The organism is Acinetobacter sp. C13, from assembly GCF_016809775.1.
GTDB classification, from domain to species: Bacteria; Pseudomonadota; Gammaproteobacteria; order Pseudomonadales; family Moraxellaceae; genus Acinetobacter; species Acinetobacter pittii.
This window is the reverse complement of record NZ_JAFBJL010000004.1, coordinates 281,949-294,775: the sequence shown is the minus strand read 5'-3', so window position 1 is coordinate 294,775 and position 12,827 is coordinate 281,949. Positions and strand designations below refer to the sequence as shown.

At 36.7% G+C, this 12,827-nt stretch carries 9 protein-coding genes; 4 read left to right on the top strand and 5 right to left on the bottom strand.

Annotated elements, in window-relative coordinates; genetic code table 11:
- Nucleotides 1-215: 215 nt before the first annotated feature.
- Nucleotides 216-1,079, bottom strand: coding sequence for a hypothetical protein (locus tag JGE69_RS13590; RefSeq protein WP_063098104.1), 864 nt, complete (start codon nt 1,077-1,079; stop codon nt 216-218).
- 328 nt (nt 1,080-1,407) lie between these two features.
- Here JGE69_RS13590 and JGE69_RS13585 point away from each other — a divergent pair, with 328 nt between their 5' ends.
- On the top strand, nt 1,408-1,980 hold the full coding sequence (locus JGE69_RS13585) for a TetR/AcrR family transcriptional regulator (protein WP_069122328.1): 573 nt from the start codon (nt 1,408-1,410) through the stop codon (nt 1,978-1,980).
- Nucleotides 1,981-2,386: 406 nt separating this feature from the next.
- On the opposite strand, the gene JGE69_RS13580 is transcribed toward JGE69_RS13585, so the two are convergent.
- From JGE69_RS13580 to JGE69_RS13565, 4 genes are all read right to left on the bottom strand, one after another.
- A complete protein-coding gene (locus tag JGE69_RS13580) occupies nt 2,387-4,441 on the bottom strand; it encodes an EAL domain-containing protein (protein WP_005066201.1) in 2,055 nt (684 codons plus the stop codon).
- A gap of 326 nt (nt 4,442-4,767) precedes the next feature.
- Nucleotides 4,768-5,784 (bottom strand): ketol-acid reductoisomerase, encoded by a 1,017-nt coding sequence (ilvC, locus tag JGE69_RS13575; protein ID WP_002115094.1) that lies wholly within the window; start codon nt 5,782-5,784, stop codon nt 4,768-4,770.
- Nucleotides 5,785-5,816: 32 nt separating this feature from the next.
- Nucleotides 5,817-6,308: an acetolactate synthase small subunit gene (gene ilvN, locus JGE69_RS13570; RefSeq protein WP_002114824.1), complete on the bottom strand. Its 492-nt coding sequence runs from the start codon at nt 6,306-6,308 to the stop codon at nt 5,817-5,819.
- Nucleotides 6,308-8,032 carry an acetolactate synthase 3 large subunit gene (locus tag JGE69_RS13565; RefSeq protein ID WP_199113647.1) on the bottom strand — a complete coding sequence of 575 codons (1,725 nt, stop codon included), beginning with the start codon at nt 8,030-8,032 and terminating at the stop codon, nt 6,308-6,310. Before JGE69_RS13565 ends, ilvN begins: the two co-directional genes overlap by 1 nt.
- A gap of 533 nt (nt 8,033-8,565) precedes the next feature.
- Between JGE69_RS13565 and leuS the strand changes: the two genes are divergently transcribed.
- The 3 genes from leuS to holA are packed head-to-tail and all read left to right on the top strand — an operon-like array spanning nt 8,566 to nt 12,735.
- Nucleotides 8,566-11,190 carry a leucine--tRNA ligase gene (leuS, locus tag JGE69_RS13560; RefSeq protein ID WP_033849382.1) on the top strand — a complete coding sequence of 875 codons (2,625 nt, stop codon included), beginning with the start codon at nt 8,566-8,568 and terminating at the stop codon, nt 11,188-11,190.
- Nucleotides 11,191-11,217: 27 nt separating this feature from the next.
- Nucleotides 11,218-11,727, top strand: a complete 510-nt coding sequence (lptE, locus tag JGE69_RS13555; RefSeq protein WP_086265027.1) for an LPS assembly lipoprotein LptE — start codon at nt 11,218-11,220, stop codon at nt 11,725-11,727.
- Nucleotides 11,728-11,745: 18 nt separating this feature from the next.
- Nucleotides 11,746-12,735, top strand: a complete 990-nt coding sequence (holA, locus tag JGE69_RS13550; RefSeq protein WP_017398822.1) for a DNA polymerase III subunit delta — start codon at nt 11,746-11,748, stop codon at nt 12,733-12,735.
- The last annotated feature ends 92 nt before the right edge of the window (nt 12,736-12,827 follow it).

The window sequence follows — 12,827 nt, the reverse complement described above, 5'->3', positions numbered from 1 at the left end:
ACCTACTGCGGAGATTGCAGTGCCAAAGACCTAAAGTCGATCAAAATAAAAATTGGCGTAATTGTAGCAGATTTATAGAACTGTTTAATGATTGTTGATAAGCCATGAGTTACTCATAAGCTTTTTTGAGTATGTAGTTTAACTTCTTAGAAATTTTACAATTAAAAAAGCCCACCTTTTTATAGATGGGGCTTGATTAAGACTTAATAGAATCTTTACGCCAATTTCTTTTCTTCAATGAATTGAACATCTGCAATTTGTGCATCCCAGAACTCATTCCATAAAGCACAGTAATCAATACATAGTTTGGTTAAGCTTTCATAATCATCTTTTGTAATTGCTTGTGCTAATGCAAACCACAAGTCATCTTCATGATCGTCATCAGCAGCCTCAGATGTTTCATCCGTAGATACACCATGTACATGGTAGTAACCCCCACCTTCAACATCAATATTTACGAATTTGGTTGCTTGACGTAATGGAGGACTAAAAAGAATGACTTCTTCTTCTGCAACAGCCAATAATGCCACGACATTAATATAACTATCATAAGAAGATTCTAAAAATGATCTAACCTGATCTGAAATTTTTGATGGTTTAAAGTTACGACGATCAAGCTCTGTTAAACCATAATCATTAAGTAAATCTTCATATAATGGATAGTGAGCATATTCAGGATTCCCTAGATAATAATTATCTTTACCTAAACCAGGACGGAAACCAAACTCATCAAGTATATTTAAACTTAATAATACCCGTGGATACATCTTCGCACCAGAGTGGAGTTTAGGTTCCAATTGTTTTGTTAAAAATTGAGCCTTTAATAAAGCATCAGTAAAAATTTGTACAATCGCATGACGATATTCTAAATGAATATGAATTAAACTCGCCTTATCGAGATACCCATTATTTAATACCTCAATTGCAGGATGTTTAGAAACGGGTAATTCCGCAATTTTACTTCTTAACTGTTCGAGAAATTTTAAATTTTCTTCCCATTGTTTTGTAGGAATACTATTTCTCATCCCTTGCAATGCTTTTTCTCTTGGATTATTAAAGTCTTCAAATTTTTTTGACATAATCATTCTCAGTAAAAAGTTTGTTCTTATAGTTAAGTTATAGGCCTTATTTTTATTTAAATTTTGCATTCAATTGCTAAAATAAATTACACAAACCAAAACTTAACAATTTTATATTATGTTTGTTAACTCAACAAATCAACGAATTAATTAATAATTTTAAAAAAAAGTAAAATATTGCCAATTAGAAATATTTGTTTTTATTTTTAACTACAAATCAAGATATTGAATAAATATAATTTTTTAAATATGATTAGAGAAAATTTCTTTAAGCTTTCATACTTTACAATAGCAAAGTTAATCAAAAATATTTGTGACAGGAAAACCGATGTCAAAAAGAGAAAATATTATAACAACAGCCACCTCCCTCTTTAATCAGAAAAGCTATACCTCTATTGGAGTTGACTGTATTATTGCTGAATCAGGCGTTGCAAAAATGACTTTTTATAAGTACTTTTCTTCTAAAGAAAATTTAATTGAAGAATGTCTTCGCCAAAGAAACCTAGAAGTCCAAGCCTCTTTATTTCAAATAGTTAGCAATATTGATGATCCATTAATTAAACTTAAAAGTATTTTTAACTGGTATATTGACTGGATCAATACAGATGATTTCAATGGTTGTTTATTTAAAAAAGCAACCATTGAGGTCATGCAATTGTATCCCTCTCTTAAAGATCAAGTGAATAAATATCGAGAGTGGATTTACAAATTGGTTTTCACAATATTTCTAGAATTAGAAATCAAAGATACTCATACACTTACTAGTCTTTTTCTTAACATTATTGATGGCATTATTATTGATGGCACAATAAATAAATCACAAATTAACCCCAAAAAAACATGGTCTTATATTAAAAAGATTATTAAATTCGAAGCAATTCAAGAGTTCGAAACTGCATAACCTATAAATCAGCTAGAACTCTACATTTTAACAAAAATAAACAATATTTTAATTCGGTGGAGCATAAACCAAACTCCACCACGATTTCTACCTCTTAAAATATTTAAAAATTTAAATAACTATGTTTTATAAAAATAATAATTTATTACACAAACTTAATAAAAAATTATATTAATCAATTTTAAACATTGAAATTTATATCCCAAGCAATGAATTTATTAGTATTACTTTATACCAACAGTATACATTTATAAATTATTATTCGTAATTTTTTATACTTATGTCTAAATTTCTCATATTAATTATGAATAATAATATATATTTTTTCTGAATTAATTTTATGTTAATTAATCATTCTTTAAATAAAAAATTTAAAAAATAATCTTTAAGATCGATATAGGAAAGATTAAGCGAAGTGAGCGCCTTGAGATTCAATCAGTTGATCGACGTGAACAGGCATTCCTAATAAGTAACCCTGAAATTGCTGACAACCTAAACGGGTTAAAATCTCAACTTGCTGCTGAGTCTCTACCCCTTCCGCCGTTACGGTTAAACCTAACTTTTTGGCCAAATGAATAATACTTTCTAAAATGACTTCTTCTTTGGAACCCGGTTTTAAATCAACGATAAAACCACGATCAATTTTCAACTCATCTACAGGTAAATCTTTTAAATATAAGAAACTCGAATGCCCTGTTCCAAAATCGTCGATTGCAACACGAATACCCATATCACGTAGTCGTTCACAAGCTCGAATACTCAAATCAATATGTCGCATTGCTGTTGATTCAGTAATCTCAACAATTAAGTGATGAGGTTGAATTTGGTATTTTTTTAATAATGCTTCGAGCGTACTAAATAATTTTTTATTTTCGAACTGTAGTGCAGATAGGTTTACTGCGACTGGATAAAATGGGGTGTTACTGCGTTCCCACTCTTGAATTTGCAGGCAAGCTTGCTCAAGTGCCCAATATCCCATTGGAATGATTAAACCTGTTTTTTCTGCACCTTCTATAAACATATGCGGTGTGAGTATTCCTAAAGCTGGATGATTCCAACGGATTAATGCTTCAACGCCACAGACCTCAAGGTTCGTATTAAATTTTGGTTGGTAATATAGGATGAACTGCTTTTCTTCTACGGCCTTATAAAGATCATTGATCAGTTTTGACTGACTTCTCGTTTCTTGTTGATGGGTTGAATAACTAAAGATGGTGTAAGTATTTCGGCCTTGTTCTTTAGACATGAGCATCGCGGCATCAGCATTCATGAGCAAGTCCTGAACATTTTGTCCGTGCTCAGGAAATAGTGCCACCCCTAAACTTGCAGAGATATTAATTTCTTTACCAGAAATCTGATAACTCTCTTGAATCAGCTGTAAAACTTTCTCAGCCAAAATAACTGCTTCATCGGCATTTGTATTTTCGGCAATAAGTAAAAACTCATCACCGCCAATTCTAAGTAATTTACACTTCTCATTGAGTTGCCAATGTAAGCGGTTCGCCATCTGAATAAGTAATTGATCCCCCACATGATGCCCAAATGCATCATTCACCGATTTAAATCGGTCTAAATCAATGTATAAGAAAGCAATTTTCTGGTCTTTGTATCGATGATCTGAAAGTAAGACCTCAGCATAATCCACCAAATAAAGGCGATTTGGTAGTTTAGTTAAATTGTCTTGTATAGATAAGTTAGCTAATTCTTTATTAGCCTTGCGTAATTCTAAATTTTGTTGAGTAAGGCGTTGCTCTAACATTGCAACAATAAAACTTGCTACAAGTACCAAACAGGTGACTAGAATAATTGTAAATAATAATAAGTCATGCTCAGCCTGATATTGGCTAATAAATTTATCAGTAATATTCGTCGCAATAAGCGCTGTGTAGTGCATCCCCATAATACTTAAGGTCATCATAACCGAAAATGCGATTTTTAAAGTTAAGCGATATCGTTCAGTGTCTTTTAATTTATAGGCTAATAAAAATGCTAGCCCTGAACCACTCATTGCAATTAATACAGAAAATAAAAGTAAAAACGAAGTGTAATCTTTTTTATAAACATTAATATTCCAGCCCAACATGCTAATGTAATAAGAAGCTGAAATTCCGATTCCCATAATAATCGAGCTCAAAATGAGTCTAAATAAAGGGAGCGTAAAACGCGAAGTCAACCACATCGCAATGCAAGATAACAATGCACTAATAGCATAAGATATTGCAATTAAAGGAATATTAGAGTGAGCTGTATCAAACAGATGATAAGCCTGTATACCAACAATATGGACGATGCTAATTGCTAAGGCGAGTAGCAATCCATTAATAAATAAAATTAAGGACTCAAATTTCTTATAGACTTGCTTGAATATTAGCTGCTCCATGGAAATTACAATATAACAAATGAAGCCAGCTGCAATAAAAGAGCCGACGATCAATGTGCTATCGTAATCAACATGACCCATATTGGACTTCCATGATTATTCAATACTTTTTTTTATTTTGTTCAACTCATTGCCCAAAATACAATTAAACATGTTAAAGAAATTTTAGTAAATTTGACTTATTCAGTCAGTTATAAACAATAACATTATCTATCTTTTGGTCAAGTATTTTTTACTTTATAAATCAATAAAGTAAATGAAAATTAAGCAGCCAATTATATGAAAAATATAGAATTTATTTAATCTAGTCAAGTTGACCTAATCGCAATTTTCACATTCAAATAAAATAGTATAAATAAAGAACCCTGCTTAAAGCAGGGTTCTTTTAAAACGTTAGATAAAGAAAATTAGTTCTTTTCTTTGTCTACGATTTTGTTTGCTTGAATCCAAGGCATCATCGCACGTAACTTATTACCAGTTACTTCAATACCATGTGCAGCATTTTGACGACGACGAGCAGTCATAGATGGGTAGTTTAATGCACCCTCTTGAATGAACATCTTCGCGTATTCACCAGATTGAATACGTTTCAACGCATTACGCATTGCTTCACGAGATTGTTCGTTGATTACTTCAACACCAGTTACATATTCGCCGTACTCAGCATTGTTAGATACTGAGTAGTTCATATCAGCGATACCGCCCTCGAACATTAAATCAACGATCAATTTAAGTTCGTGTAAACATTCGAAGTAAGCCATTTCTGGTGCATAACCAGCTTCAACTAAAGTTTCGAAGCCCATTTTCACTAATTCAACCGCACCACCACAAAGAACTGCTTGCTCACCGAATAAGTCAGTTTCAGTTTCTTCACGGAATGAAGTTTCGATAATACCTGTACGGCCGCCACCTACGCCAGAAGCGTAAGAAAGAGCAACGTTACGTGCATTACCAGAAGCATCTTGGTGAATTGCGATTAGGTCAGGAACACCTGAACCACGTTGGAACTCTGAACGTACAGTGTGACCAGGTGCTTTTGGAGCAACCATGATTACGTCTAAATCTTTACGTGGAACAACTTGGTTGTAAAGAACAGAGAAGCCATGAGCAAATGCAAGAGTCGCGCCTTCTTTGATGTTTGGCTCAATCACGTCACGGTAAAGTTGTGATTGGAATTCATCTGGAGTCAAAATCATTACGAGGTCAGCTTGCTTAACAGCAGCAGGAACTTCTGCAACTTTAAGACCTGCATTTTCAGCTTTCTTCCAAGAAGCTGAATCTGCACGTAAACCTACAGTTACGTCTACGCCTGAGTCTTTAAGGTTAAGTGCATGAGCATGACCTTGAGAACCGTAACCAATAATCGCTACTTTCTTGCCTTGGATGATTGATAAGTCACAGTCTTTATCGTAAAAAATTTGCATTTGTGTTCTCCGCTAAAATACTTTTTAAAAAATTAAATGGCTAATACTTTTTCGCCACGGGCGATACCAGATACACCTGAACGAACGACTTCTAGAATAGTGTTTTCTGCAAGCGCATCGATAAAACCATCTAATTTTTCAGTTGTCCCTGCTATTTGAATGGTATAGGTAGTTGGTGTCACGTCTACAATCTGCGCACGGAAAATATCCGCTGTTCGCTTAATTTCAGCACGTGAAGCACCTAACGCTTTTACTTTAATCAGCATCAGTTCACGCTCAATGTGTGAACCTTCTGATAAATCAACTACTTTTACAACTTCAACAAGTTTATTGAGCTGCTTTGTAATCTGTTCAATCTTATGGTCATCACCATAAGTTGTTAATGTTAAGCGTGACAAAGTTGGGTCTTCGGTTGGCGCAACATTCAGTGTTTCAATGTTATATCCACGTTGGCTAAATAAACCAACAAGGCGAGAAAGCGCACCAGCTTCGTTTTCAACGAGTACAGAAATAATATGTCTCATTATGTACGCTCCCCTTTACCTAACCACATATCCTTCATAGACTGACCTGCGATCAGCATTGGATAAACATGTTCCGTGCGATCAACCATGACATTAATGAATACACATTTATCATTAATCGCCATTGCTTCAGCAAGCTTCGACTCTAGTTCATCAGCATGATCAATCTGGATACCAACGTGACCATAAGCTTCCATTAACTTGCCAAAATCAGGCAATGATTCAACGTATGAGCTTGAGTGACGGCCTTCATAGTTCATATCTTGCCACTGCTTCACCATACCTAAAGCACGGTTATTCAAGCACAAGATCTTCACATTCATGCCGTATTGCTTACACGTTGAAAGCTCTTGAATACACATTTGAATTGAAGCTTCACCAGTAATACAAACGACTTGTTGATCTGGGAAAGCAAGCTTCGCAGCCATTGCATAAGGTAAACCTACGCCCATGGTGCCTAATCCACCCGAGTTAATCCATTGACGTGGACGCTTGTATTTGTAATACAACGCACCAAACATTTGGTGTTGGCCCACATCTGAAGTAATGATGGCGTCACCGTTAGTGACTTTATATAAAGCTTCAACAACTTGCTGTGGCTTCATTGTGCCATCAGTCGGGGTTTCAAACTTTAAGCCATGAACTTTACGCCATTCATTAATTTGATCCCACCACGTAGCAATTGCTTCAGGGTTTGGCTTAGACACATTCAATTGTTTCAACTGCGTCAACATTTCCTGAAGTACAGGCTCAACCGCCCCTACAATCGGAATGTGCGCCATAATTGTTTTTGAAATGCTCGCCGGGTCAATATCAATATGAATAACTTTAGCATTCACACAGAATTTTGCTGGGTTATTGGTCACTCGGTCATCAAAACGCGCACCAATTGCAAGAATGACATCAGCATTATGCATCGCCATATTTGCTTCATAAGTACCGTGCATACCTAACATGCCCACAAATTGTGGATCATCGCCAGGGAAACCACCAAGGCCCATAAGTGTGTTAGTTACTGGATAACCTAGTAAATGCGCGAGTTCAGTCAATAATGCCGATGCATTACCTTGAACAACGCCACCACCCGTATAAATTACAGGGCGTTTTGCACTTAAAAGCTCATCAATCGCTTTACGAATTTGACCAGAGTGTCCACGTGAAGGTGGTTGATATGAACGCATCTTCACTTTTTCAGGATATTCGTATGCAAATTTTTCTGCTGGATTAGTCGCATCTTTAGGAATATCGACTACAACTGGGCCAGGGCGACCACTTGATGCGATATAAAATGCTTTTTTGATAATTGCAGGAATTTCACTTGCGTGACGAACTTGGAAGCTATGTTTCACGATCGGACGTGAAATACCCACCATATCAGTTTCTTGGAAAGCGTCTTCACCAATAAGATGTGATGCAACTTGGCCAGACAAAATCACCATTGGGATTGAGTCCATATAAGCTGTTGCAATAGGAGTTACTGTATTGGTTGCGCCAGGTCCTGAAGTGACCAGTACTACGCCAGTCTTACCTGTGGCACGTGAGTAAGCATCTGCCATATGACCAGCAGCTTGTTCATGACGTACGAGGTAATGATTGATTTTGTCTTGTTGAAATAGCGCATCATAAATATGTAATACAGCGCCGCCTGGATAACCAAAAACATGTTCAACGCCTTCGTCCGCAAGAGCACGAACGAGCATTTCACCACCAGATAAAAGTTCCAACGTGATTCACCCTAAATTCTTTATCACTATTTATGGAAGGCACAAATAGTGTTTCATTCATTGAATTGTCTGCACTGTTATAGCACACATATTGTCTAGTTTTCGTTGCAATAGAAAAATTTCTGTTTTTCAGCCGTATAAGCTTTTTTAACATTAATAAAGCATGTCTGGATATACATACTTTAGTAAAATCAATCTCTCGGCTAGAGAGAATGTCTATTACAAAACATGACGGTTATTCGAAGGGTGATCAAATAATCGCATATAAAACTAAAGGAAGCATTTTTGTTGTTTAATTCACTAAAGTCAAGATTAAAGAAACACTTTTCTATGATTATTTTTTAACTGACTATTTTTTCATCTTATTTGATTTTTCCACTTTTCTTTTTTTATGATTACCCAACTTTTTTCAGGTTTATTCTTGTTTAATTTTTAACGGAAAATAAATCCATCCCAAAACTGCATTTTTGTCGATTTTGCGCTATGCTGTGCAACAATCTTTAATATCAATTTTTGTTGTATAGCTTACGTCTATGACTATTTCTCACATTGACCCCGAATATCAAGCAAACACGATTGAACCATCAGTTCAACAAGATTGGGAAAATCGTAAAGTCTTTAAAGTTGCCGACACTGTCGAAGGTAAACATCGTTACATCCTGTCAATGTTTCCTTACCCAAGCGGCAAGCTGCATATGGGGCATGTGCGTAACTATACAATTGGCGATGTGATTAGCCGTTTTTACCGTTTAAAAGGTGAAACTGTATTACAACCTATGGGTTGGGATGCATTCGGTTTACCTGCGGAAAACGCAGCAATTGCCCATAAAGTTGCTCCAGCAAAATGGACATTTGAAAACATTGCGTACATGCGTGACCAATTAAAAAAATTAGGTCTATCTGTAGATTGGGATCGTGAATTTGCAACTTGTACACCAGAGTATTATCACTGGGAACAATGGTTATTTGTTCAGCTTTATAAAAAAGGCCTGATCTACCGTAAACTTTCAACAGTAAACTGGGATCCAGTTGACCAAACTGTTTTAGCAAACGAACAAGTTGAAAATGGTCGCGGATGGCGTTCTGGTGCATTGGTTGAAAAACGCGATATTCCAATGTACTACTTCCGTATTACTGACTATGCACAAGAATTATTAGACGACCTAGACACCCTACAAGACGGCTGGCCTCAACAAGTGTTGACCATGCAACGTAACTGGATTGGTCGCTCTACAGGCATGGAAATTACTTTCCCATCTGCCAATACCGGAATTTATGCTGATGGCTTAACTGTTTATACAACACGTGCTGACACGCTTATGGGCGTGACATATGTTGCCGTTGCAGCAGAACACCCTCTTGCGCTTAAAGCTGCTGAAAACAACCCTGAATTGGCTGCATTTATTGAAGAGTGCCGCATGGGTTCAGTTGCAGAAGCAGACTTGGCAACAGCCGAGAAAAAAGGCATGGCAACAGGCTTGTTTGTAAAGCATCCTGTAACTGGTGAAGAGCTTCCTGTCTGGATCGCAAACTACGTATTAATGTCTTACGGTTCTGGCGCAGTGATGGCTGTACCAGCGCATGACGAGCGTGATTTTGAATTTGCTAACAAGTTCAACTTGCCTATTAAGCAAGTAATTGATGCCAAAGGCGCTGACGATGCAGACTACTCTGCAACTGAGTGGCAAGAATGGTATGGCTCAAAAGAAGGTAAACTTGTGAACTCTGGTGAGTTTGACGGTTTAGAATTCCAAGCTGCTTTCGATGCATTCCTTGCAAAATTAGAACCACAAGGTTTAGCAAATTCTAAAGTTCAATTCCGTTTACGTGACTGGGGTGTTTCTCGTCAACGTTACTGGGGTTGTCCAATTCCAATGATTAACTGTGATACTTGTGGTCAAGTCACAGTTCCAGAAGACCAGCTTCCAGTTGTATTACCAACTGACGTTGTTCCAGATGGTTCAGGTAACCCGCTTAATAAAATGCCTGAATTCTATGAAACAAAATGTCCTTGCTGTGGTGGTGATGCACGTCGTGAAACAGATACCTTGGATACTTTCGTTGAGTCATCTTGGTACTATGCACGCTATGCATCTCCAGACTTTACTGGCGGCATGGTTAAACCTGAAGCAGCTCAAAACTGGCTTCCTGTAAACCAATACATTGGTGGTGTTGAACACGCGATTCTTCACTTACTTTATGCACGTTTCTTCCACAAATTAATGCGTGATGAAGGTGTAGTACAAGGTAATGAGCCATTTACCAACTTGTTAACTCAAGGCATGGTGCTTGCTGATACATTCTATCGTGAAGCAGAAAATGGTAAGAAAACTTGGTTTAACCCTGCTGATATCGAATTAGAGCGCGATGAAAAAGGTCGTATTCTTTCTGCAAAATATTCAGGTGATGGTCAAGAAGTTGTGATCGGTGGACAAGAAAAAATGTCTAAGTCGAAAAACAACGGTATCGACCCACAAGCGATTATTGATCAATACGGCGCAGATACAGCACGTGTATTCATGATGTTCGCTGCTCCACCAGATCAATCTTTAGAATGGTCTGATGCAGGTGTTGAAGGTGCAAACCGTTTCTTGAAACGTGTATGGCGCCTTGTAGCGAGCTTCCTTGAAAAGGGCAACCAAGCTTCTACGATTGATGCTGCTAACTTGTCTAAAGATGCTCAAGATTTACGTCGTAAAACTCACGAAACTATCCAAAAAGTAAGTGATGATATCGAACGTCGTCATGCATTCAATACTGCGATTGCTGCTTTGATGGAATTGTTAAATGCAAGCAATAAGTTTGAAGCAAAAGATGACAACGACGTTGCTGTAGAACGTGAAGCGATCACCACACTGTTAACTTTACTTGCTCCATTTGCACCGCACTTAAGTCAAACATTATTGGCTCAGTTTGGTACAGATGTAACAGCAGCAACATTCCCTGAAGTCGATGCTTCTGCATTAACTCGTAATACGCAAACGATTGTTGTACAGGTTAACGGTAAACTTCGCGGTAAACTTGAAGTTTCTGTTGATATTTCTAAAGAAGATCTATTAGCTCAAGCTAAGGCCCTTCCAGAAGTTCAACAATTCTTAACAGGACCAACAAAGAAAGAAATTGTGGTTCCAAATAAATTAGTTAACCTCGTGGTTTAATTAAAGTTATTAATGAGAGGATCAAGCATGCACTTTGCCAAACGTTTAGCCGCTGTTGTTTTAACCTTAGGCCTTAGTGCAGGCTTAGTCGGGTGTGGATTTCATTTAAAAGGAACCAACCCGACTGCAACTCCGCTTGTTTATAAAAAGTTAAGCCTTGAGTTACCAGCTAAAACTGATGATTTAGAAACCCAGTTAAAAGTTTATTTGGCTGCAAATGGTGTTCAACTCAGCAATGATAATGATGCCTATGTACTCCGTGTTTTAGAATACACACCACGTCGTCAGCTTTTAAACGGAAAACTAACGGAAGTATTATTACGCTTAACCGTAACCTTCCAGATTGAAGATCGTCAAGGTAACAAAATTACTGAACCACGTTCATTAACTGCATCTCGTAGTTATCAATATGATCTTGCAACGGTTAACACCGAAAATCAGCAAGAATCTTATTTACAACGTATTGTAATTGATGACATTGCACAACAAATTACTCGTCAGATTTCAGCAAACCGCTTACCAAAAGCTCAACCTTAATCTCCAGTTTTATCAGCAATGAAAATTGACTATTTGCAAGCCTTAAAACGCATTCCGGAAGCACGGGGTGCGTGGATTTTACATGGCCAAGAACCTTTGCTGGAACAAAATTTATTAGATGCTTTTCGTAAAAGTTGGCAACAACAAGAAGTTGAAAGACAGCGCTACGATATTAGTAGTGTAAGCGACTGGAAAAATGTTTTTAACGCTCTTAACAGCTTATCTTTATTTTCTCAGCAGCTTGCCATTGAAGTACATGGCAATATAAAGCCTGACGCAAATGGGCTAAAACAACTTAAAAGTTATATCCAACATAATGAAACCAACTTACTTTTAATTGTTTTACCTAAACAAGATAGTAGTAGTTTAAAGTCTGCTTTTTTCCAAGTTGTTGAAGCAAATGGTGTTGTCGTTGCCCTTACGGCAAACTATCCGCAAGACCGCCAAAGAATTTTATCTGCCGAAGCAGAGAAACTTGAAATTCAACTTGATAATGATGCCTGGCAATGGCTCATGCAGCATCATGAACATAATTTGCTCGCAGCTAAAAATAGCTTGATGCGTGTAAGAGATACTTTTCCAGACCAACAACTGATTCAAATTGAACAGTTGTATGCTTGTTTACAAGATCAGTCTCGTTACACCACTTACGATTTAAGCGATGCTTTATTAGAAGGTAATCTCGCTCAGTCCATTAAGATTTTTCAATATTTAATTGCAGCTGGTGAGCCAGAAAGTCTGATCTTATGGACACTAAGTAAAGAAATGCGTTTATTGATGCAATTATTTGAGCAGCCTCATAATGCATTACAACTTGGTATCTGGAAAACAAAGGTTGGTTTATATCAACAAGCTTTAAGAAGATTAAATCCTCAACAGTTTTTAGGCTGGTCTACCCTTCTATTGCAAGTTGATGCGGCAATTAAAGGAATGTCGAATGAAAATGCCCAACATTTAATGCAGCAGGCTATTGCTGAATTATGTGGGAAAACACTATTTATACAATAATTCGGCCGAATCATTTTTCTTCATTCCTGAAATATCATAAAAATTCACGTTTTATCCTCATTTCGCTTTTATACTAAATTAAATTTTAGACT